This is a genomic window from Streptomyces sp. NPDC025793 (genome assembly GCF_055558375.1).
Genome location: NZ_JBVHMR010000064.1, coordinates 1 through 20,495, shown reverse-complemented (window position 1 = coordinate 20,495; position 20,495 = coordinate 1). Strand labels below are relative to the sequence as shown.

At 69.9% G+C, this 20,495-nt stretch carries 19 protein-coding genes and 3 pseudogenes; 11 read left to right on the top strand and 11 right to left on the bottom strand.

The window, feature by feature from the left end; genetic code table 11:
* The first annotated feature begins 45 nt into the window (after window positions 1–45).
* Together ACZ4MF_RS44985 and ACZ4MF_RS44980 are read left to right on the top strand one after the other, a co-directional pair.
* Complete coding sequence (locus ACZ4MF_RS44985) at window positions 46–444, top strand: MerR family transcriptional regulator (RefSeq protein ID WP_467499692.1); 399 nt, start codon at window positions 46–48, stop codon at window positions 442–444.
* 146 nt (window positions 445–590) lie between these two features.
* Complete coding sequence (locus tag ACZ4MF_RS44980) at window positions 591–1,043, top strand: helix-turn-helix domain-containing protein (protein ID WP_467499690.1); 453 nt, start codon at window positions 591–593, stop codon at window positions 1,041–1,043.
* Window positions 1,044–1,069: 26 nt separating this feature from the next.
* Here ACZ4MF_RS44980 and ACZ4MF_RS44975 read toward each other — a convergent pair whose 3' ends face one another.
* From ACZ4MF_RS44975 to ACZ4MF_RS44965, 3 genes are read right to left on the bottom strand one after another with little or no spacing between them, the layout of a single operon-like run.
* Window positions 1,070–2,104, bottom strand: a complete 1,035-nt coding sequence (locus ACZ4MF_RS44975) for an SMP-30/gluconolactonase/LRE family protein (protein WP_467499689.1) — start codon at window positions 2,102–2,104, stop codon at window positions 1,070–1,072.
* Between the two features lie 59 nt (window positions 2,105–2,163).
* Window positions 2,164–2,991 (bottom strand): SDR family oxidoreductase, encoded by an 828-nt coding sequence (locus tag ACZ4MF_RS44970; RefSeq protein WP_467499687.1) that lies wholly within the window; start codon window positions 2,989–2,991, stop codon window positions 2,164–2,166.
* Between the two features lie 47 nt (window positions 2,992–3,038).
* A complete protein-coding gene (locus tag ACZ4MF_RS44965) occupies window positions 3,039–4,298 on the bottom strand; it encodes an MFS transporter (RefSeq protein WP_467499685.1) in 1,260 nt (419 codons plus the stop codon).
* Window positions 4,299–4,465: 167 nt separating this feature from the next.
* On the opposite strand from ACZ4MF_RS44965, the gene ACZ4MF_RS44960 reads away from it, so the two are divergent.
* From ACZ4MF_RS44960 to ACZ4MF_RS44950, 3 genes and pseudogenes are all read left to right on the top strand, one after another.
* On the top strand, window positions 4,466–5,335 hold the full coding sequence (locus tag ACZ4MF_RS44960; protein ID WP_467499683.1) for a helix-turn-helix domain-containing protein: 870 nt from the start codon (window positions 4,466–4,468) through the stop codon (window positions 5,333–5,335).
* A gap of 36 nt (window positions 5,336–5,371) precedes the next feature.
* A pseudogene (locus ACZ4MF_RS44955) lies at window positions 5,372–5,549 on the top strand (IS1380 family transposase); the annotation flags it as partial.
* Window positions 5,550–5,846: 297 nt separating this feature from the next.
* The gene (locus ACZ4MF_RS44950; protein WP_467499681.1) at window positions 5,847–7,103 is read left to right on the top strand and encodes a hypothetical protein; all 1,257 of its coding nucleotides are present in this window, start codon (window positions 5,847–5,849) and stop codon (window positions 7,101–7,103) included.
* A gap of 96 nt (window positions 7,104–7,199) precedes the next feature.
* Here the strand turns inward: ACZ4MF_RS44950 and ACZ4MF_RS44945 are convergent, their stop codons facing one another.
* The 6 genes and pseudogenes from ACZ4MF_RS44945 to ACZ4MF_RS44920 form a co-directional block, all read right to left on the bottom strand.
* The gene (locus tag ACZ4MF_RS44945; RefSeq protein ID WP_467499679.1) at window positions 7,200–7,730 is read right to left on the bottom strand and encodes a GNAT family N-acetyltransferase; all 531 of its coding nucleotides are present in this window, start codon (window positions 7,728–7,730) and stop codon (window positions 7,200–7,202) included.
* Between the two features lie 25 nt (window positions 7,731–7,755).
* Window positions 7,756–8,427: a transposase gene (locus ACZ4MF_RS44940; protein ID WP_467499705.1), complete on the bottom strand. Its 672-nt coding sequence runs from the start codon at window positions 8,425–8,427 to the stop codon at window positions 7,756–7,758.
* Between the two features lie 50 nt (window positions 8,428–8,477).
* Window positions 8,478–8,900: pseudogene (locus tag ACZ4MF_RS44935) on the bottom strand (helix-turn-helix domain-containing protein); the annotation flags it as partial.
* 78 nt (window positions 8,901–8,978) lie between these two features.
* Window positions 8,979–9,896, bottom strand: a complete 918-nt coding sequence (locus tag ACZ4MF_RS44930) for an RNA polymerase sigma-70 factor (protein ID WP_467499677.1) — start codon at window positions 9,894–9,896, stop codon at window positions 8,979–8,981.
* A complete protein-coding gene (locus ACZ4MF_RS44925) occupies window positions 9,893–11,086 on the bottom strand; it encodes an NAD(P)/FAD-dependent oxidoreductase (RefSeq protein ID WP_467499675.1) in 1,194 nt (397 codons plus the stop codon). Before ACZ4MF_RS44925 ends, ACZ4MF_RS44930 begins: the two co-directional genes overlap by 4 nt.
* Window positions 11,087–11,706: 620 nt before the next feature.
* Window positions 11,707–12,075: a DUF6479 family protein gene (locus tag ACZ4MF_RS44920; protein WP_467499673.1), complete on the bottom strand. Its 369-nt coding sequence runs from the start codon at window positions 12,073–12,075 to the stop codon at window positions 11,707–11,709.
* 181 nt (window positions 12,076–12,256) lie between these two features.
* Between ACZ4MF_RS44920 and ACZ4MF_RS44915 the strand changes: the two genes are divergently transcribed.
* The 3 genes from ACZ4MF_RS44915 to ACZ4MF_RS44905 all read left to right on the top strand — a co-directional run bounded on the left by ACZ4MF_RS44915 (window position 12,257) and on the right by ACZ4MF_RS44905 (window position 16,261).
* The gene (locus tag ACZ4MF_RS44915) at window positions 12,257–12,943 is read left to right on the top strand and encodes a cytochrome P450 (protein ID WP_467499671.1); all 687 of its coding nucleotides are present in this window, start codon (window positions 12,257–12,259) and stop codon (window positions 12,941–12,943) included.
* A 240-nt stretch (window positions 12,944–13,183) separates the two neighbouring features.
* A complete protein-coding gene (locus tag ACZ4MF_RS44910; RefSeq protein WP_467499669.1) occupies window positions 13,184–14,737 on the top strand; it encodes a phosphatase PAP2 family protein in 1,554 nt (517 codons plus the stop codon).
* A gap of 402 nt (window positions 14,738–15,139) precedes the next feature.
* Window positions 15,140–16,261 (top strand): alpha/beta fold hydrolase, encoded by a 1,122-nt coding sequence (locus ACZ4MF_RS44905; RefSeq protein ID WP_467499667.1) that lies wholly within the window; start codon window positions 15,140–15,142, stop codon window positions 16,259–16,261.
* Between the two features lie 30 nt (window positions 16,262–16,291).
* Here ACZ4MF_RS44905 and ACZ4MF_RS44900 read toward each other — a convergent pair.
* A pseudogene (locus ACZ4MF_RS44900) lies at window positions 16,292–17,164 on the bottom strand (glycosyl hydrolase family 65 domain-containing protein); the annotation flags it as partial.
* A gap of 579 nt (window positions 17,165–17,743) precedes the next feature.
* Here ACZ4MF_RS44900 and ACZ4MF_RS44895 point away from each other — a divergent pair.
* The 3 genes from ACZ4MF_RS44895 (at window position 17,744) to ACZ4MF_RS44885 (ending at window position 20,162) form a co-directional block, all read left to right on the top strand.
* On the top strand, window positions 17,744–18,898 hold the full coding sequence (locus ACZ4MF_RS44895; RefSeq protein WP_467499703.1) for an oxygenase MpaB family protein: 1,155 nt from the start codon (window positions 17,744–17,746) through the stop codon (window positions 18,896–18,898).
* Between the two features lie 268 nt (window positions 18,899–19,166).
* On the top strand, window positions 19,167–19,766 hold the full coding sequence (locus ACZ4MF_RS44890) for a helicase associated domain-containing protein (RefSeq protein WP_467499665.1): 600 nt from the start codon (window positions 19,167–19,169) through the stop codon (window positions 19,764–19,766).
* Between the two features lie 72 nt (window positions 19,767–19,838).
* On the top strand, window positions 19,839–20,162 hold the full coding sequence (locus tag ACZ4MF_RS44885) for a hypothetical protein (protein WP_467499663.1): 324 nt from the start codon (window positions 19,839–19,841) through the stop codon (window positions 20,160–20,162).
* 19 nt (window positions 20,163–20,181) lie between these two features.
* On the opposite strand, the gene ACZ4MF_RS44880 is transcribed toward ACZ4MF_RS44885, so the two are convergent.
* Window positions 20,182–20,364 (bottom strand): hypothetical protein, encoded by a 183-nt coding sequence (locus ACZ4MF_RS44880; protein WP_467499661.1) that lies wholly within the window; start codon window positions 20,362–20,364, stop codon window positions 20,182–20,184.
* Window positions 20,365–20,495: the final 131 nt, after the last annotated feature.

The window sequence follows — 20,495 nt, the reverse complement described above, 5'->3', positions numbered from 1 at the left end:
AGTCAGACTTGTGGTTCAAGCGCGCTTGAAGTCAAGGGGGGATCAGTGCGAGAGCTGGGCATCGGTGACCTTGCACGGCAGGTCAAGATGCGGCCCTCGGCGTTGCGCTACTACGAGAGCATCGGCTTGCTGCCGACCGCCCGGCGAGTCACAGGCCGACGCGTCTATCCGGCCAGCACCCTGCGACGGATCGCCTTGATCAAAATGGCCCAGCGGGCCGGATTCGCCCTGGCCGAGATCCGCCAACTACTGGACACCGACGCCGACCGAGGCGCCACCAAGCAATGGCGCACTCTCGCACAGCGCAAGATCCCCGAACTGGACCAGTTCATCCAGGAGACGCAAGCCCTGCGGAATGCTGTCGCCGGCTGCCTCGCCTGTGGGTGCATGAACTTCGACAGCTGCCAGCTACTGTCCTCCGGCACGCCCGAAGACGACGCTTGAAAGGCCCTGCCACGTTGCCATGACGGGGTCGGATGATCTACGGATTGGGCCATGCCGAGAGGCTGGTCGTGTCAGATGGGGTGTGAAGCCGTTGGACGAACGGTCCTTCTTCAGCCGCCCGCGTCAGTTCCGGCACGTGGTGCACGGTGAGGAGTTCCGGTCGGGTTCGGGACCCGCGCAGGACGGGAGCGCACAGCGCCCTGATCGAGCTGGCCAAGGCCATGGCCATGAACCGGTTCGACGATACGGAACCCCTGCTGGCTCCCGCGCTCGCCCAGGCCGCCAAGGACCTCGCCGACAAATTGCTCGCCGATCCCGAACTCTCGCCGACGACGCTGGCGCGTCAGCTCTACGTCTCTGTACGCACCCTGCAGCGGGCGTTCGCCACGGCAGGAGAGTCAGTGGCCTCCTACATCCGCCGCCGGCTGGAAGAGGCCCGGCTCGCCCTCACCGCGCCATCCGGCCACCTGGGCATCTCCGAGCCCGCCGCCCACTGGAGGTTCGCCGACAGCAGCCACTTCATCCGCGCCTTCAAGAAGCAGTACGGCCGGACACCAGCCGAGTACGCCCGCTGGGTCAGGTCGGCCGGGGATAGTTGAACCCGTTGGCGGCCCAGGCGCTGTCGTCAGCTCTCTGGGACCCCGCCAGGCCGGTGCCGCAACCGGCTCTCGGGTGCCGCGTTCCCGCTTCCCGCGTTCCGCCCGATCTGCACTGCGAGCAGGTTCGGGTCGGTCTGCGTGTAGTAGGCCGCGTCCGCGACGTACACCGTGTCGCCGCGGCGTGCGAGGGACGTGGGGTTCTGCAGTCCGTCGACGGCGGTGAGAACCACGGTGTGAGAGCCGTCGGGGCGGATGAGCTCGACTCGGTTTCCGGGGTTGTCGGCGGCCAGTACATCGTCGCCGTGGCCGGTGAAGGTGAAGTCGTCCACCGCTCCGAGGCCGGTGGCGGTGGTGTGCACCGTACCGGGGGCGCCGTGGTGTCCGATGGGGACACGCAGCAGTGTGCCCTTGTCCATGTTGGTGATCCAGAGAGCGTTGCCGTGGACCTTCAGTCCGTTGGCGCCGAATCCGCTCGGCGAGCACGCGGCGAGTTCGGGCGCCTTCTTCCATAGCGCCGCTGGTGTGCCGTCTGGTCTCATGCGCCAGATGGCGCCCAGCGAGGAGTCCGTGGCGTACAGGTAACCGCCGTGCAGGGCGAGGCCGTTGGGGACGCTGGCCGCCGGCAACGGGACCACCCGGCTCGGGGTGCCTCCCGGGCGGAGCCTCCACAGGCCGGTGAGGTCATCGGTGCCGGCGGAGTAGAGGACGTAGAGGGTGCCGTCGGGGAGCCGGACGATGCCGCCGATGAAGGCGCGGCCGGTCAGGGGTGCGGTGGTCCCGGTCGGTGGGGCCGGGAGCGTGGCCAGGACGTGCGTTCCTCCGTCCGGGGTGAGACGGGCGATCTGGTGCGCGAAGGACAGGGTGACATCGAGGGAACCGTCCGGTTCGGTCGTGAGGTTCTCCGGCTGCTGGCCGGCCGCCAGATCGAGGTGCTTGATGATGTGCGGGCTGCCGAGGCCGGTTGTCTCGGCGGACGCGAACGCGGATGTGGGCAGGGTGGCGCCGGCGAACGCGACGACCGTTGCCGCGGCTGCGATCCGTATCCTGGCTCTGATTCGCATGTCTGTTCTCCTGAAGGTCGTCCGGGACGGGAAGGGTGCGGGAGTGCGGGTTGCGACGGCTAGTTCTTGCCGTGGGCGGCAATCGACAGCGCCTCCCACTCCCGCCATGTCGCCAGCCGCGACTCGTACTCGGCGGTCGCGACGGCGAGCGGTCCGTCGCCGAGGAAGACGCGCAGTGGCGGTCGGGCCGCGTCGATGATCCGCAGGACGGCGTCCCGTGTCGCGAACGGGTCGCCCTGCACCGCGTTGCGTTTGCGCCGTGCTTCCTGCGCCCGCTCGCGGTAGTCGGTGTACGCGGGGTTCGGGGCGGCCGTGCAGGCGGACGGTCCGGACCAGTCGGTGGAGTATCCGGTCGGCTCGATGAGCGTGACCGTGATGCCGAACTGGGCCACTTCCTGGGCCAGTGACTGGCTGAAGGCTTCCAGAGCCCACTTCGACGCGGCGTAGATCCCGACGTTCGGGAAGGCGCAGACGCCGCTGATCGAGCTGACCTGCATGATGTGCCCGGAGTACTGTTCGCGTAGGAGAGGCAGTGCCGCCTGGGTCACCCACAGCGCCCCGAACAGGTTGGTGTCCAGTTGCGCGCGGGCCTCGGCCTCGCTGATTTCCTCGATCATGCCGAACTGTCCGTAACCGGCGTTGTTGACGATGACGTCGAGCCGTCCGAAGTGGTCGTGCGCGGCCCGTACGGTCCGGAAGGCGGCGGCACGGTCGGTGACATCGAGCCGCTGTGGGAAGACCAGGTCGCCGTAGCGCGCGACCAGGTCGTCCAGGGTGGATATGTCGCGGGCGGTGGCGGCCACCTTGTCGCCACGCTCCAGGGCGGCGACGGACCACTCGCGGCCGAAGCCCTTCGAGGCGCCGGTGATGAACCAGATCTTGCTCATGGAAGTCTCCCGTCTCCTGGGTACGTCCTTGCGGTGGGTTGGCTTGGTCAGGCGATGTCCGCGGGCTGCACCGTCCCGGCCCGGCGCCCGGCGTCGACCGCCTTCTGGGCGCGCCGAGCGGATCGCACGCCCCAGGCCCACACGAGCAGTCCGGCCAGCGGCAGTGCCGTGCCGAACGCGCACACGCCGTTCCAGGCGTAGGCGCTGTGCAGGACGCCGGTAACAGCCGACGACACGGTGCCCCCGGCGAAGACCGTGGTCATGAAGACGGTGTTGATACGGGCGCGTGCGTCGGCGCGCAGCCCGTATATCTCGTGCTGGCTCAGCACTTGGTGGCACTGCACGGCGAAGTCCAGCAGCACCGCGGCGACGGCGAGCAGCGGCACGCTGCCGTGTCCGAGTGCGGCGAGCACGAAGGCGAATGCGGCGAGCAGCAGTGCCCCGCCGCCGGCCCCGCGGCCGTGTCCCCGGTCGGCGATCCGGCCGGCGATCGGCGCCGCTGCCGCGCCACCCGCGCCGACCAGCGCGAACAGCGCGATCTGCGCCTGGCCGAGGCCGTGCTCGTCGATGAGTTCGTAGGCGATGGCCGTCCAGAACACGGTGAACGCGCCGAACATCGTCGCCTGGCACAGGGCGCGACGGCGCAGAACGGGCTCGCGCCGCACCAGTTCCCCGATGCTCGCCAGCAGCGAGCGATAGTCGGCCCTCTGGTCGGGTCGGCGCCTGGGCAGTACCCGGTGCAGGACCACGCTGAGCACGACCATCAGCGCCGCGGAGATGAAGTAGATCGCGCGCCACCCCAGCAGGTCGGCGACCAGGCTGGCGGCGGTCCGGGCGAGCAGGATGCCCAGCAGCAGCCCGCTCATGACGCGGCCCACGATCGTGCCGCGGTGGTCGGCCGGGGCCAGATGGGCCGCCAGTGGAACGAGTACCTGTACGACGACGGAGGTGATCCCGACCAGCACCGAGGCGGCCAGAAACATGCCGAAGGCTGGGGCGACGGCGGCCAGTAGCACGGCCGATGCCGTCACCAGCAGGGTCCGCGTCGCCAGGGCTCGGTTCTCGACGAGATCGCCCAGCGGCAGCAGGAACAGCAGCCCGGCGGCGTAACCGGCCTGGGTCAGCGTCACGACCACGGTGGCGGACCCCTGACCGACGCCGAAGGAGGCGGCGATGAGATCGAGTAGGGGCTGCGCGTAGTAGAGGTTGGCAACGGTCAGCCCGCACGCCACGGCCAGTGCGAGGGTCACCGTACGGCTCACCCCCGGTGGCACGGCCGATGCGGGCACGTCTGCTGTCCTGTTCATGACTTTCCTGCTCCGCCCATCTCCACGTCGATCCGAGGCCGGTGCCTCGGTACGTGGACCGACGCTACGAACGCCGTGCCGGGCGGAGAAGGGTGTGCCGCACCCCCTCTCAGGCAGGGTGCGGCACACCCAGGCCCGGCGCACGGCGCGCCGTTACGGTGGTCGGTATGACGAGGGACAACGAGCTCGGTGACTTCCTTCGCGCACGCCGCGACCTGGTGTCGCCGGTGGACGCGGGCCTGCCGTCGCACACCTCCCGCCGGGTGCCTGGGCTGCGCCGGGAAGAGGTCGCGCTGCTCGCCGGGGTCAGCACGGACTACTACACGCGGCTGGAGCAGGGCCGGGAACGGCACCCCTCGGAGCAGGTCCTGGAAGCCGTGGCCCGCGCCCTGCGCCTGGACGGCGATGCCACCGGGTACCTGTTCCGGCTCGCCCAGCCGGCTCCGCGAACCGCGGTCGCCGGCCCGGCGCGGACGGTCAGCCCGGAGCTGACCCGGCTGATGGATCACTTCCTGGACCTGCCCGCCTGCGTGGTCAGCCCCGCGCTGGACATCCTGGCCGCCAACCCCGCCGGACAGCAGCTCTACAGCGGGTTCGACCACATCGACAACCTGCTGCGCATGATCTTCCTGGACCCCGCCGCCCGCCGGTTCTACCGGGACTGGGACCATGCCGCCCAAGGCGTCGTCGGCAACCTCCGGGCGCTGTCGGCTCCCTTCCCGAACGACCCGCGCGTCGCCCAGGTCGTGGGGGAAGTGTCCCTGCACAGCCCGGCGTTCGCGACCCTGTGGGCCAGATACGAGGTCCGGCCCCGCACCAGCGAGGACAAACACCTGTGGCACCCGCTGGTGGGTGAGATGCGCCTGCACTACGAAGCGTTCACCGTCACCAGCGCGCCCGGACAGCAACTTTTCGTCTACTCCGCACAGCCGGGCACTCCCAGCGCCGACGCGCTGGTCCTGCTGCGCCGCCTGGCCGCCGACACGCTGACCGAGCGCCCTGCCACCGGCGTCGAAGGGCACCATTCCACCCGCTGACACCACCGCGTCCAGCATCGAATGCAGAAGGTTCCGGCGGCCGCGTGGTCGCCGGCCGTTGGGCCCGTCGGCGAGATCCGCGTCGGCGCCTGGGTGACCGAGATCGCCGGTGACGCGCTCACTGGGCTGGCCGAGCGGGATGCGACTGATCGTACGGAAGGAACGGCCGCATCCTGGCGCCCAGTTGCGCTTCACCGATGCCGACGGACACCGGGACGAACCGGCTCGTACGAGGATGCGGACCCAGGACCCAGGTGGACCTAGCTTCCGCTCCGTTCCGTGGCCACCACGGGAAAACGGCGGTCCCGGGACACTGCGGGGTCCTGGTGCCAGCCCGCTGACCGATGGCACAGGGATGAGGCCCTGTCCTCCCGAAGCTCCGGCGAAGTGACAAGTAGCTCTCTGTAGGCGATGTGGCGGCCTGTTGTCATGGGTTCGGCTGTTTTGCCCTCTCCACAGTTTCCCGAACGTTTCAGGGACGCGCTTGGTGGTGCGTGGTCATGATGACTACATGCCATTTACGCGCGACACCCCGCTGCCCGACCCTGACCTCGCACGTCGAGTGATCAACGAGTCCGTGCCAGTCCTCGGGCAGCGCATCGGGGAGCAGGCTCGTGCCTATGCACGAGCCGCCCGCCCGTTTCTGGAACCGGGAGGACTACGGGGCTCGGGGCGGGAAGAGCAAGCCAAAAACCTCATACGCACCGTAGTCGGTGAGGGGTCGGAGGAGGGCTATTTGGGGGGCTGGGAATTCAGTGCCAGGTACATCCTCGGCAGCTTCTACGGCCGCGGCTGGCTCGCGGACGTGGAGAAGGGAGCGGATCCTGCGGGCTTCGGCGAAGCGCTGAGGCCAGTGATCCGGATCATGACCTGGAGTAATTGGCCGGCCGTTTCGGCGCGTGAGCTCAGGCCGCTGCTCAGGCCGGGGCTGGCTGCCCTCTACGACGGCCTGACCGTCCTGGCGGATCGCCGTGCGACGCCAATGCCCGCACCTGTGCTCCGCGTCGCGCATCCGCCAGAGTTCGCCAGACTTCGGGAGGACGTTGTTGCGCGAACCGTTGCTGACAACCTTGCTGGGACCATCGAGCGGGGCCTTGCCCAGTACGAGGCCGTTGCCCAGAGGGGTTACCAGCCTGGCCGGGACGGTCTGAGCGAGGAGTTCCGTAGATCGCTTTGGGGCTTCCGCACGCGGGAAGTCTCGGACAACTTCGATACCCGCGAGCTTCGCCATCTGGATGCTCTCTGCCAATACGCGCAAGAGAGCGATGAGATGGGACCGACGGGTCGCCTGTACTTAAAGATCGCTGACGGTCTCCATTCGCGGATCTATGGGGCGTACCTGGCCATCGCGCTCAACTACCTTGCGGAGGTGTACGAGATGATGCCGGTTTATGCGGAGAACTCCGGTCAGGGCAAGCGACGCGATGCGGTCACCGTCTACGGCAATGTCGGTGCGATCGGCGACGTGAACAACAGCATCGTCTCCGTGGCCAACACTCTCGCCGAACGCGGACACGCCGACGTCGCGGCGGCCATCCGTGCCCTAACCGAGGCGGTCCGACAAGCGCCGGAACTTGCTGGGAATCAGCGTGCCCAACTGCTCGACCACCTGGCCGACGTCGCCGATGCCGCTGCCGCACCGGAGGAGCCCCGCAGACTCAGTCGTGCCAAGGCGGCCATGGCCGCGATCACTGCCGCCGCCGGCGCGTCGACCCAGCTTGCCCAAGTTGTCAGCACCTGGCATGACGTCCTCGGCAAGTTCTCCTGAACCTCGGGGCACTCTTGGCCCACTGGCCGGTCACTCTGAGCTACTTGTCACTTCGCCGGAGTTTCGGGAGGACAGGGCCGAGACGAGGTGTACGCCTCACACGTCGGCGGGCAGCGGGTCGTCGCGCAGCACGCTGTAGGCGACGCCGTCGCGCCACCGGCCGTCCCGGAAGACGATGCCCCGCAGTACGCCCTCGCGGGTGAACCCGGCCTTCTCCAGGGCCCGCTGCTCGGCGATGTTCTCGGCCTCGGTGTCGGCCTCGATCCGCATCACGGGTGTATGGGCGAAGAGGTACCGGACGAGCTGTAGCTGGGCCCGGGTGCCGATGCCCCGGCCGCGGGCCTCGGGCAGCAGCTGGGCGCCCATGTTCCAGCAGTAGGTGGAGGCCGTGACGACGACCCTCCGCCAGGCGACGAACCCCAGCGGCTCGTCCCCTGCCGTGACGATGAGCTGGCCGCCGTCCTCACCGAGCAGCCGGTTCTCCGTCCATCGCTGCCGGAACCGCCGCGGGTCGGTGTAGCCGTACCACTGGAACGGCCCCGCCGTCTCCGGCTCGGTGAGGAAGCGTTCCAGCAGGGGGAGGTCGTCCTCGTCGACGGGGCGCAGGGTCACGGATTCGGCAGCCATGAACGAGAGCGTACGGCGCGACTTGTCAGGGCCCCGTCAGGAGATCCGGACCTGTCCACCGTGGCGCGGGCGGCGGTGACGGCTGACAGAGCGGCTGGTGCCGCCCAGTGCGCAGGTCGTCATGACGCCGGCGAAGCCCGCGTCCGCGCCTCCGACGGTGAGGGTGACCAGTCCGGTGCCTTCGCCGAGCGTGCCGAGCCCAGGCCCGCCGAGGCTCGCGCGAGCACGAAGCCGACGAGCACTCGGTCTCGAACTGCTCCGGCTCCTCCGCCGAGACCGGATCACAAAACACGCGCTTCGCGCTCGCGTAGGGCTCCTGGCGCATCACCTGGGCGACCAGGGCCATGAACGGGGCTATGCCGGTGGTCGGCTCGCAGTGGCCGAACACTGTGGCCTGGTGGACGTCGTAGGCGGCCAGGTAGGCCAGCACGCCGCCGCGCCCGTAGGTGTGATTCACCCGCATCGCTCGCGCCTGGCCTGGCGCCAGGGTGGGATGGCAGCGACAGCGGGCCTGGATGGAGGTCTTCTCGTCCGCGCTGATCACGTACTCGTCCGCGCCGAGCGGGGTGCCGTCCCAGGTGCGGGCATACAGGTCCAGCACGCGCTCGGCCTTGGGCCGGAAGTCCGGGTCGGTGATGAAGATCCACGAGCGGTGCTGCCAGGGCTTGAGCGCGTCCTGGTCGAGCCAGCGGCGCACGGTGGACGCCGACAGAAGGGCGCGATGCCACACTCGACGGCCTCGCGGGCCTGCTCCGGGCACGACCAGCGCGACAGCGGTGCGCCGGCCTCGGCCCTAAGCTGGCAGGCCAGCGCCTTGACCTGCGCAGCTTGCAGCGCAGTGAAAGCTGTGGGCCGCCCGGGGCGCTTGCGGTCGGCCAGGCCCGGCAGGTCCAGGTCGGCGAACCGGCCCCGCCACGTGCGCACGGTGTCCACGTGCACTGCCCCCTCAACGGCGATCCGCGCGTTGGACCTGCCCCGAGCCGTCCGGAGCACGATCTGCGCCCGCAGCCTGGCCCGGTACTCGGCCTTATGGCCCCAGGCCGCTTTCTTCAACCGGTGCCGCTCGGCGGCGGTCAGGACTATCGGGCGCGCGGCAGCAACAAGCAAGGCAGGCAGGCCGATCAGAAGAAGTGGATCAGGACGGCCGCTGCCTGCCGCATCCGGTTCCATCTGGGCCCGGGCTGTGCTGGGGCAGCGGGCCCGGGCGCTCACAGTGATTGCGGAGGGCGTCGACAACGCTCAGGCGGCTCAGGAGAGTTCGTGCCGAGTGCCGCCGGCGACTGCGTGGAGCTTGTCGGGGTTGGCCACGTTGTGGATGGTCGAGATGCGGCCTTCCGGATCGAAGTCGAAGGTCAGCGTGGCGACCACCCGGTCGGGGCCGCGGAAGACCAGGCCCGGGCCGCCGTTGATCCAGGTGAGCTCTGCCCGCATCTGCCCGGGCTCGATGCCCTGGTAGGTCACGGTGCCGAGTGCGGCGAACCAACGGGCCACGGTCTCCAGGCCGACGACCGGCTTGAGGGCCTGGCGGACCTTGCCGCCGCCATCGGTCCACAGCGTCACGTCCGGGGAGAGCACCTCCATGAGGGTGTTGATGTCGCCGCCCGCCGTCGCCGCGAAGAAGCGTTCGGTGACGTCGCGTTGGCGGGCGCGGTCCGCGGTGAAACGGGGCCGGCGGGCCTGGACGTGCTCGCGGGCGCGGTGCGCGGCCTGCCGGACCGCCGCCTCCGAGCGTTCCACCGCCTCCGCGATCTCCGCATAGCTGAAGGCGAAGACCTCCTTCAGCACGAAGACCGCGCGCTCCAGGGGACTCAGCGTCTCCAGCACAACCAGCAGGGCCGTGGAGACCGAGTCCGTCGTGGCAACGCCGTCAGCTGTGTCCGGGCCGGTGAGGATCGGCTCGGGAAGCCATGGCCCGACGTAGGTCTCGCGCTGGTGGCGAGTCGAACGAAGCCGCTCCATCGCCAGGTTGGAGGCGATCCGGGTCAGGTAGGCCTTGGGGTCGGCGACCTGGGAACGGTCGGCCGCCGACCACTTGAGCCAGGCGTCCTGGACCACGTCCTCGGCATCGGCGGCGGTGCCGAGGATGCGGTAGGCGACGGAGAAGAGGAGGGTGCGGTACTGCTGGAAGGCAAGCTGGTCGAGGTCGGCCTGCTGCGGCTGGGTCACTTGGCGCTCCGGATCCGGGTGTAGCGGCCGCCGTGCGGCCAGAACGCGCCCGAGGCGGGCATCTTCTTCATGCGGGCGAAGGTCGGCCACGGCGCGGCGGTGACCGTCTCCTTGTACTTTGCGGCTCGCGTGCCGGTCAGCACGATCCGGCGCGGGCTGTCGTCGGGGTGGGTGAACTGCACGACGGCGTCGTTCCGGCCCAGACTGACAGGTGTGTGGTAGTAGCCGAAACGGAAGGGCTTGGGCTCCTTGCCGGCCAGCACCCGCAGGATCGAGAGGGCCGCGTGCACGCCGGTGGGCATACCCCCCTGACAGGTCCCGTGCATCACGCCGTAGCCCTGACGGATCGCTGCCGCATCGCCCACGGCATAGACCTCCGGGTGGGAGACCGAGCGCAGTGCGCTGTCGGCGACCACACGGTCGCGCTCGTCGACGGACAGGCCCGCGGCGGCAGCCAGCGGCGAGACACGGGTGCCGCTGGTCCACAGCACCGCGCCCGCCGGGATGCTGGAGCCGTCCGCGAGCTCGACACTGTCCGGCAGCACCTTGGCCACCTCGACGCCGCTTCGCACCCGCACGCCGAGCCGGGCGAGTGCCGCGTCCAGGTAGGCCTTGGCCTTCGGGTGCATGCTCGCGCCCGGCTCCTGCCGGCCCAGCAGCACCACCTCGAGCTCCGGGTGCCGCTCGGCGATCTCCGCGGCGGCTTCGACGCCGGTGAGGCCGCTGCCGCCGACCACGACGGTCCCACCGTCGAGCCGGGTCAGCCGGTCGGCGAGGATGGCGGCGTCCTCCGGGCTGTTGAGGGTGTAGGCGTGGTCGTCCACGCCGGGGACGGCGACGGTGTCCGCGATGCTGCCCAGGCCGTAGACCAGGGTGTCGTAGCGCAGGACCCGGTCGTCGTCGATCCGGACGGTCTTCGCCTCGGCGTCCACGGCGGTGACCCAGCCACGGACGAAGCCGGCGCCGGTGCCGTCCAGCAGCTCCGGGATGTTCATCTCGGCCGTCTCCTGACCGGTGGCGGTCATGTGCAGTCGGAGCCGCTCGGTGAAGGTGTCGTAGGGGTTGATCAGCGTCACCCGCAGGTTCCCACGCTTCCTGGTGCGGGCCGCGAGCTGGATCGCAGCGGAGAGCCCGGCGTAGCCGGCGCCCAGGACCAGGACCTCGTGCTGCTGCGCTGCTGTCGCGTTCATCGCTCTGCTGTCCTCTTCGTGTCGGTCGTTCCCGCTGTGCGGACGACCACCAGACGCAGGCTGCCCTTCCGTTCGTGACATGGGGCCGATGTGACCCGCGTCACATCGAGAGGAGAGAGTGTGCGCGGCACCAGCAGTCCGAGCGCCGCGAAGCGCTGCATTCAATCATGATCGACTGGCTTCGCACGGGAACTGACGCAACAACAGGAGCCACAGGTCAGCGGGAGGGCCTGGTGCTCAGCTCTCGCAGGGCGCGACTGTAGTTCTGGGTACTCTGGGCAAGGCCTCCGGGTCGGCGGATCCGTGCCAGCCGGACGGTTGGGCGAGGCGGCGTCCCCACAGCAGCGGGACGCGCACGGCGGCGTCGCTCTCGACGGTGGCCGGCCCCTCGGGCGCGGCGAGCCGATTGCCGCAGCCGCCGGCCTCGGCTGCCACCACGACGTCGTCCAGCGCGGCGTTACCTCCGAGCCGGCTCGCCCATCCGCGCCGTCCCCGGGCCCCTCCACGCCGAGCAGATCGCACCCCTCGACGTCCGCCGAAACGACCGACCCGGCGAAGTCCCCCACGAGTACCGACACGCCGCCTGACCAGAACAGTCGTAAATTTCGGCACCCACAGCGCTATGTCGCACCGCTGCCCCCGCGCCCGGACGATCCGCTGGAGCCATGCTGCCAGCGAGAGCGGACCTGATTCGGGCTGGTCCTGCTCGGGGCGTTCCCGAGCTGGTAGGGGGTGAGGCGGTCATTCTTTCCCTCCGCCGGGGTCACCTCGTTCGGCTCGCGCATAATCCGCTCCTCACGCACCGGCCCCGAAGGGGGCAACGTGGGATGATCCGAGCGCCGTGGCGGTGCCGACTCGACGCGGCGCACTCGGATCCCGAGGCGTACGGCCACCACCAGGGCCGCCGTGACAAGTACACCGCAGAAAACGATGGCCACCATCCCCGTCATCGGGCCTATGGCGACCACTTGCTCATGTGTCGTACCCATGGACGCCGAGTACCCGCCCGAACGGCACCGAATACCCAGAACGGTGACGGCACTTCGCGGACTCGGCCCGAGCAAAAGGTCGTAGTGAACTCCCCCGCCCGGGCTGATCGCGCGGCACCGCGCCGACGGCGGGGGCGACCTGCTGGCCGGCCTGATGAACGACCAGGCTCCTGACGGACCGATGGACGCCATCGACCTCCGCGTCACCCTCGGGCTCCTGCTCATCGCCGGCCACGAGACCACCGTCGACCTCATCGCCAACGGGACTCTCGCTCTGCTGCGCCACCCCGATCTCCTCGCTCGGCTGCGCAACGACCCCGGCCTGGCCACACCGCTGGTCGAGGAGGTGCTGCGCCACGATCCGCCGGTACAGATGTCCGGACGCAGCACCCTGGCCGACATCGACATCGCCGGGACGACCGTCCCCAAGGGTTCACGCATCCGCCTGCTCCTGGCCGCAGGCAACCGGGATCCGCGACGGTTCGCCGACCCCGGCCGGTTCCTGCCCGACCGCTCCGACAACGCCCACCTCGGCTTCGGAGGCGGCATCCACTACTGCATCGGCGCCACCCTCGCCCGTGCCGAGGTGCAGATCGCCCTGCCCGTGCTCGCCCGCCGTCTGGTCTCTCCCCCCCCGCCTCGTCGCCGACCCCCCGCCGTACCGGGAGAACGCCATCCTGCGCGGCCCGGAGCAGCTCCCGGTCGCCTTCGAACGACTCCTGCCGGACCAGCGGGGGGAATGAATGTTCGGCCGAGGTCCGGAGGATGCCGGCGACGCTGGGGCTCTGCGACGTTCAGCAGCCCGGGCACGAGCCGACCGCCGATGCAGCCGTCCGCACCGGTCACCAGACAGGTCGGTGACTCGTGAGGCGTCGTCCCGTCCTCGGTCGTCCTGGTCGCCTCGTCCGCCACGGGTACTCGGTCGGGCACCGGGGTACCGATCTTGCCTCCCCGTACTTCCACGGTGCCGGCCGCCCGGCCGGAGGTGCCTCGTGCGCGCGGTAATCGGGTGAAGTCCGCGGCCACCGGCGCCACCGGGCGGGAGGGCCGCCCGGAACGACCGGCCGGCCGGTGGCATCACCCGGCACCCAGCGGGCACGTTGATCGCATGGCGTCCCGACCTCAGTACACCGCACGCACCCTGCTCACCCTGCTCACGCGGCCGGCCGCTACCCGGGGCCGGGCCAGCTCCTCCCGCGGCCCGGTGCGGACACTGCTGGCCCGTGCCGACCGGCGCGTCTTCGAGGAGGTCGCCGCCCGTCACTGGCCCCTCGCCGAGAAGGTGCTGCCCCGGCTGAGCCGCAGCGCCGACCACGGGCTCCTGTGGTTCGGTGTCGCGGCCGGAATGGCCACGCTAGGCGGGCGGACCCGGCGGCGGGCCGCCGTCCGCGCCGTCGCGTCACTGGCCGTGGCCTCGGCCACCGTGAACACCCTCGCCAAACGGTCTGCGCGGCGTGCCCGGCCACCGCTGGATCGGGTACCGGCGGTGCGGCATCTCGCCCGCCTCCCCTTCACCACGTCGTTCCCCTCCGGCCATGCCGCCTCAGCCGCCGCCTTCGCCTTCGGCGCCGGCCTGGAGTCCCGCCGCTGGGGCCTTGCGCTGGCTCCGCTGGCCTGGTCGGTGGCCTTCTCCCGCGTCTACACCGGGGTTCACTACCCCGGCGACGTACTCGCCGGGGCGGCCCTCGGGGTGGGCGCGGCGTACGCGGTGCGCGGCATCGCGCCTACCGGGGAGCAGTTGGGCCCGCAGGCCCGTCCGCACGCCGAGGCACCGGCGCTGCCCGCCGGGCGCGGACTGGTGGTCGTGGCCAACAGCGCGGCAGGCACGGGAGGCGAGGCGCTGCGGCAGGCACGCGCCGCACTGCCGGAGGCGGAGTTCGTCACCGCGAAGCCGGGCGACTCGCTGGAGGAGCTGTTCGAGCAGGCAGCCGGGCGCGCCACCGCGCTGGGGGTGATCGGCGGCGACGGCACGGTGAACGCGGCCGTCGCCGCCGCCGTACGACGTGGCCTGCCCCTGGCGGTCCTGCCCGGCGGAACACTCAACCACTTCGCCTACGACCTGGACCTGCACTCGGTCGGGGCCACGGCCGAGGCCGTCGTGGGAGGGCACGCCGTGAGCGTGGACGTGGCACGATTCCGGCGGGGGCCGGACGGCCGTGAGGCGTACTTCGTCAACACCTTCAGCATCGGCGCCTACACCGACCTGGTCCGGATTCGGGAGGAGTGGTCGCCACGTCTGGGCAGTGTGGCCGCGGGCACGCTGGCAGTCTTGCGTGTGCTGCGCACCGCGCGCCCGGTGAAAGCGGAATTCGACGGCCACGAGCGTCAGATGTGGCTGCTGTTCATCGGCAACTGCACCTACCGGGGGCTGGGCTTGGCGCCGGTACGCCGCCACGACCTGGCTGACGGCCTGCTCGACGTACGGGTCGTACGGGCCGGCCACCTGGCCCGGCTACGCCTGGTCGCCGCCGCCCTGTCCGGCACCCTGCGCCGCTCCCCTGTGCTCTCCGCTCGACGCGTCGAGCGCCTGCGCGTCACCGGTCTCGACGGCGCCACCCATGTGGCCTACGACGGCGAGACAGCCCCGGCCCCGCCCGAACTGCTGCTGGACAAGGCGCCAACCCCACTGACCGTCTACCGCCCGCTGCCCCAGGTGCCCTGACGGGCCCGACGAACATCGCGTTCGACGGCCTGAATCGCGGCTTCGCCGTCCGATACGGGCATGCACTCGTGTTGGCAAGGCAGGTGTTCACCACGTATGCCGCTGCCGGGACGGCGGCCTGCTCAGCACCAACCGATGCCCCCCAGCAGTTGCGCACAGCAATCCATCGCATGTTTGCCTGGTTACCGATGCCGAACCTCCTTACCGACCCAGACAACAGCATCAAGCCGCCTCAAGACACACGAGCGGCTGCGATCACGGACGTTCCCTGCGCGCACCCGACGATCCGCTTGAACATCTGGCACGACGTGTCACTCCGCCCCGCTTACACGCGTGGGAGCCCGCGATGACGGTCCACCTGCATCTGATCCGATAACGCCTTGACCAGTAAGGAGCCTTGCCATGTCCGCCGAGCCATTCGAGGTCAGCATCACCGAAGCCGAGATCGCGGACCTGCGTGAACGATTGCGACGGACGCGGTGGCCCGAGCGCGAGCCGGTGGACGATTGGTCACAGGGTTTGCCGCTGGCGTATGCGCAGGAGCTTTGCCGCAGCTGGGCCGAGGACTACGACTTCGGGTTCGCCGAGCGGCTGAACGTGTTCCCGCAGTACCGCGACACGATCGACGGGCTGGGTATCCACTTCCTGCACGTCCGCTCCCCGGAGCCGGACGCCTTCCCGCTCGTGCTCACGCACGGGTGGCCGGGTTCGGTGCTCGAGTTCCTGGAGGTCCTCGGCCCGCTGACCGAACCGCGCGCGCACGGCGGGGATCCGGCGGACGCGTTCCACGTGGTCGCACCGTCGTTGCCCGGGTACGGCTGGAGTGACAAGCCGTCGACGACCGGATGGGGCATCACTCGCACCGCGCGCGCCTGGGACACGTTGATGGTCTCGCTGGGTTACGAACGGTACGGCGCGCAGGGCGGTGACTGGGGTTCGGCGGTGTCCGCGGTGCTGGGCGAGGTGGCGCCCGAGCGGGTCGCCGGCGTGCACCTGAACCTGGGATCCGTGGCGGCGGGCACGTTCGACGACCCGACGCCCGCGGAGCTGGCGAATCTCGAGGCCGAGATGGAGATGCAGCGCACCGGCCGGGGGTACTCGGCGATCCAGGCGACCCGGCCGCAGACGCTCGGCTACGGCCTCACCGACTCCCCGGCGGGGCAGGCCGCCTGGATCGCCGAGAAGTTCTGGGCGTGGACGGACAACGACGGCCATCCCGAGGACGCGTTGTCGCGGCAGACGATCCTCGACGAGATCTCGGTCTATTGGTTCACCGCGTCGGCCACGTCGTCGGCGCGCCTGTACTGGGAGAGCTTCGCCAACTTCCGGGACAAGGTGACCGCGCCATCCGGGCTGTCGGTCTACCCGCGCGACATAACCCGCCCGTCGAGGCGGGAGGCCGAGCTGCGGTTCACCGACCTGCGCTGGTTCGAGGAGCTGCCGCATGGTGGCCACTTCGCCGCGCTGGAGCAGCCGGAGTCGCTGGTCAAGCAGGTGCGCGGGTTCTTCGGCCTGTTCCGCTGACTGTCCGTGCCACACCCCGGCTCTGGTGCGCTACTCCGGCGTCGCCGCCCGGTCCTCCTCCTCGACGGGCAGGCCCACCGGGTGGCGGCCCGGGGGCTGTTGCGGCTCGGGGAGGACGGGTGCGGGCGGCATCGGGCGGTCCACCGGCGCGTCGGCAGTCAGGGACATCGGCTCCCCGTGATGCAGCACCACGAGGGGTTCGCCCTCCTCCAGGTGATACCGCACCCGGGACGGACCGACGTCCACCTTCAGTCTGCGTCCGCGTACCAGCAGTGTGAACGCCACCCTGGACAGCGCCTCCGGCAGGCGCGGTGCGAACGCCAGCAGGGCCTGTCTCCCTTCGTCACCGCCGTACCGGCGCAAGCCTCCGAACCCCGCGACCAGCGCGATCCACGTTCCGGCGAGGGAGGCGATGTGGAGCCCGTCACGGGTGTTGTGCTCCAGGTCCTCCAGGTCCACCAGCGCTGCCTCGCCGAGGTAGGCGTAGGCCAGGCGCAGGTGCCCAGTCTCGGCGGCGAGCACCGCCTGGAAGCACGCCGGCAGGGAGGAGTCACGGACGGTCAGGGCCTCGTAGTAGGCGAAGTTGCGGGCCTTCTGCTCGTCGGAGAAGGCATCCGGACACTCCATCATCGCCAGCACCAGGTCGGCCTGCTTCACCACCTGTTTGCGGTAGAGGTCGAAATAGGGGTAATGGAGCAGCAGCGGGTAGTTCTCGGGCGGTGTCGCCTCGAAGTCCCAGCGCTGGAGACTCGTGAAGCCGGCCGACTGCTCGTTCACGCCGAGCGCGTGGTTGTACGGCACCGCCATGCGGGCCGCGGCGTCCCGCCACGCGGCGGTCTCCTCGTCGTCGACGCCGAGTTCCGCGGCGCGTTCGGGATGGCGCACAACAGTATCGGCGGCCGACGCTGGCGATGTGGTGCAGCCCGTCCCGGCCGACCCTGTTGACGTCGAACTCGCGCGAGCGCTCATAGGTGGCCTGCTTGAGGTCGCCGGACCAGAAGACTCCGTCGAGAAGTGTCGAGGCGCCGGGCCTCCGGCCGTGGGCATGGATGATCCCGCGAACCTCGTGATCGAAGCGCGTCAGGCGGGTCCTGAGCCGGGGGTCGGCCGGATCCGTGATGATCGCGGTGTTGTTCGTGGCGAAGAACTCCCCCGCCGGGCAACCATGCCTTGCCGGGCTCGCCTGGGCACTTCCCGCGCCCGCAACCCCCAGCATCAGGGTGCAGACCGTGACCGATCGACCCCAGCGGTGAACCTGGCAGGCGAACAGCCACCAAAGGTTGACTCTGAGTCGCGCGGGGCCAGAACGATTCCTCATCGTGCGCCCGTGCTGCGCCCCCGGTTCGCATCCTCCTCACCCTTTCAGGTCACTCCGATCACGGACAGCAACGGGGAAGATCATCCTGGCGCACCGGGCGTTCCGTTCGGCCGGCGCCGCATCCCCGTACGCGTATCGAGAGGAGCAGTGCTGTGCCCTTGACCGTGGAGACAGTGGAAGCCGAGCTGGAAGCCGCGAACCTGGAGGGTGATCCGGCTGCGGACGCGCTGGTGTCCGACCTCATCGACAACAGGGAGGTCGACGGCGTCAACGGGCTGTTCCGCACCATCGGGACGCTCAAGCCGCACATGCCCATGGAGGAGCTGTCCAACCTGCCCGAGCGGCTCGCGCAGTTCCTGCACGACGCCTCCGAGGAGCCGCCGGGCTGGAGCAAGGCCGACGTCACGGCGGCAGAGGGCTTCTTCGCCCACCACCACGGTGTGGCGTCCATGCTGCAGGGCACCGTCGGGCTGATCGGCACCTATCTCTCCCCCACGGGCGCCTACACCCTGCGCTCGACCGGGAAGCTGGGCGGCGTGGAGGGTCCGGGCCGCCGTCTGTCGCAGTCCTCGCGCCTGTTCATCGGCATGGGCGACAAGGACGCCCTGCGCAACGGCACCCTGGCCGCCACCGTGACCAAGGTCCGTCTGGTCCACGCCTCCGTCCGCCAGCTCCACAAGAAGAGCGGGCAGTGGGACTACGCCAAGTGGGGCGAGCCGGTCCCGCAGAAGTACACCACCGGCGCCATCTGCGTCTTCAGCGTGCAGATCCTCGAAGCCATGAAGAACCTCGGTGTCCACGTGACGCCGGATGACGCGCAGGGCTTCGTGGGCGCCTGGCACTACATCAACCACTACCTCGGCACCCCCGAGAAGTGGCTGATCCCCAAGGACGCCGACATGACGGACCGCCTGTGGAAGCAGGTGCGGGACAAGGAGTGGAAGCAGACCGAGGACTGCACCTTCATGACCGCGCAGGCCCTGAAGTTCTACAAGGAACAGATGATCCCGCCCGGCTTCTACGAGCCGTTCATCGCCCTGGTCCGCACCGCGTTCACCGACAAGTACGCCGACATGGCCGGCATCCCCAAGAGCCCCGTCGACCTGGTGGCCAAGCCCGCCGCGGCCCTGCACAGCATCTTCAGCAGCACCGTCGGCGGACTCGGCGGCGACACCGCCAAACAGGTGGCCGGCATCAACCCCTACGACGAGATCCTCGGCGTGGCCTCGAAGGCGTTCAACCAGGTCGAGCTCTACGCCCTCACCCACGACAAGGACGACCAGCCCCAGATGCACCAAGACCTCCACGACAACCGCTGAGCCCGCCAACCCCCAAGAGCAGTCCCACACGGCCGCCGGCCTTCCCGCTGGGACCTGGTCGCCGTGGACGAGGCGCACCGGACGTCCGGGCGGATCCGCAAGCCCGGAGCGGTCGTTCAGGACATCGTCTCCAGCGGGAGTGCCGGCCGCGGCGCGAAGCAAACGTGCCCGGTGGCTGGAGCAGCTCGGCATGGTCTGATCGGTCGCCGACGCCGGCTTCCAGGAGAACCCGGAAGCCGGCAAGGCATCTTACGAGGGACACTGGACGTTGTGCGCGCCCAGAACGGCGACCGCGCTGGACCGGCCGATCGGACACTGGCTGTCCAACCTGCACCGGCCCAGCACCCTCGACGGCCACCCGACGTGGAGGGCCGCGCTGGGGGCGGTCGATGAGCACTGGAACCCACAGAGGCCGGCCGCCTGGCAGCGGCACTACGCCGCACTGCGCGAGCCGGTCGGCGAGGAAGATGGTCAGGTCGACGTTCTGCCCGGCGGCGGCACCGTCCACGGCGGGGACATCGGGAAGTGGCCGGCCCGGAAGCGCCAACACACCGTGTGGCAGGGTCTGACGGCCAAGCAGCGTGAGCTGCTGGAGGCCATCGGCGTCGTACCGCACCCGCCGCAGGAAGCACCCGCAGCGGCGCCCAAGGACGGCTCCGGGGCCCTTCGAAGAGGTGTCGCCCTCGCTCAGTACAAGGCCCGCACGGGCTCTGTAGGGCCCATCAGCCGATCCCACGTAGAGGTCCTGCCCTACGGGACCGAAATCCGACTCGGAGCATTCCTGTCCAACACCAAGACCAGGCGCGCGAAGGTCACCACCGACGAACTCCAGCAGCTCGCCGATCTCGGGCTCGACCGGGCGCCATAGCTGCTGGGCAACCGGATGGCAGGGCTTCGGGCGCCTGCTAGCTTCACGTAGCCGATCTGCTACTTTCCGTGCATGACTTTCGAATCAACGCGCCGCCAGGCACTCCGGGTCACGCTCGGCGGCCTCGCCGCGTCATGCCTCGCCGGTCGCGGACAACCCGCGACCGCCGCGCCCAGCCGCAAGAAGGGCCGCCCGGAGTACCAGGCCCGTTACCGCGAGCTGTTCAAGGCCTGCGGCAAGGACCTGGACAAGAAAGTGCTTGTCGGAAAGCAACTACTCGACAACTACGACCGCGACGCGCGTGTCTACCACGTACCCGACCGCGCCGCCGTGATGCGCACGCACGCCGCTCTCGTACGTCAGCACCACGCCCGCCGCATCGCCGCGAGCTCCTGACCCGCGCAACGGCGAAAGCTCACTTCCGGAAGTGGCTGGGGTAGTCGTTGGCGGCTACCTTGCGCTTGAGCTCCTCGTCGTCGGGGTGCAGGCTCAACGCTCGGTTGATCAGAACCTCCTCGGTCTCCACTCTCTTCGGATCCGGCACGCAGCACTCCACCGGACACACAGCCTGGCACGCGAAATGGTCGTAGAAGCCCACGCACTCCGTGCAAGCATTGGGGTCGATCACGTAGACCTCAGTGGGCGTTAAGTCCGTTTCTGGTAGCGGCCTCGTCCGGGTTGGGTGAGGAAGCCTTGGCGGACGAGGCGTCCGAGGCGGCTGCGGGTGAC

What these genes read in the sequence shown, in the direction of transcription:
- ACZ4MF_RS44910 (WP_467499669.1), top strand. Translation starts at nt 13,184, where the DNA reads ATGGCGTCCCGACCTCAGTACACCGCACGCACCCTGCTCACCCTGCTC.
- ACZ4MF_RS44920 (WP_467499673.1), bottom strand. Translation starts at nt 12,075, where the DNA reads ATGGGTACGACACATGAGCAAGTGGTCGCCATAGGCCCGATGACGGGG.
- ACZ4MF_RS44975 (WP_467499689.1), bottom strand. Translation starts at nt 2,104, where the DNA reads ATGCGAATCAGAGCCAGGATACGGATCGCAGCCGCGGCAACGGTCGTC.
- ACZ4MF_RS44945 (WP_467499679.1), bottom strand. Translation starts at nt 7,730, where the DNA reads ATGGCTGCCGAATCCGTGACCCTGCGCCCCGTCGACGAGGACGACCTC.
- ACZ4MF_RS44925 (WP_467499675.1), bottom strand. Translation starts at nt 11,086, where the DNA reads ATGAACGCGACAGCAGCGCAGCAGCACGAGGTCCTGGTCCTGGGCGCC.
- ACZ4MF_RS44960 (WP_467499683.1), top strand. Translation starts at nt 4,466, where the DNA reads ATGACGAGGGACAACGAGCTCGGTGACTTCCTTCGCGCACGCCGCGAC.
- ACZ4MF_RS44915 (WP_467499671.1), top strand. Translation starts at nt 12,257, where the DNA reads ATGGACGCCATCGACCTCCGCGTCACCCTCGGGCTCCTGCTCATCGCC.
- ACZ4MF_RS44905 (WP_467499667.1), top strand. Translation starts at nt 15,140, where the DNA reads ATGTCCGCCGAGCCATTCGAGGTCAGCATCACCGAAGCCGAGATCGCG.
- ACZ4MF_RS44965 (WP_467499685.1), bottom strand. Translation starts at nt 4,298, where the DNA reads ATGAACAGGACAGCAGACGTGCCCGCATCGGCCGTGCCACCGGGGGTG.
- ACZ4MF_RS44885 (WP_467499663.1), top strand. Translation starts at nt 19,839, where the DNA reads ATGACTTTCGAATCAACGCGCCGCCAGGCACTCCGGGTCACGCTCGGC.
- ACZ4MF_RS44970 (WP_467499687.1), bottom strand. Translation starts at nt 2,991, where the DNA reads ATGAGCAAGATCTGGTTCATCACCGGCGCCTCGAAGGGCTTCGGCCGC.
- ACZ4MF_RS44950 (WP_467499681.1), top strand. Translation starts at nt 5,847, where the DNA reads ATGCCATTTACGCGCGACACCCCGCTGCCCGACCCTGACCTCGCACGT.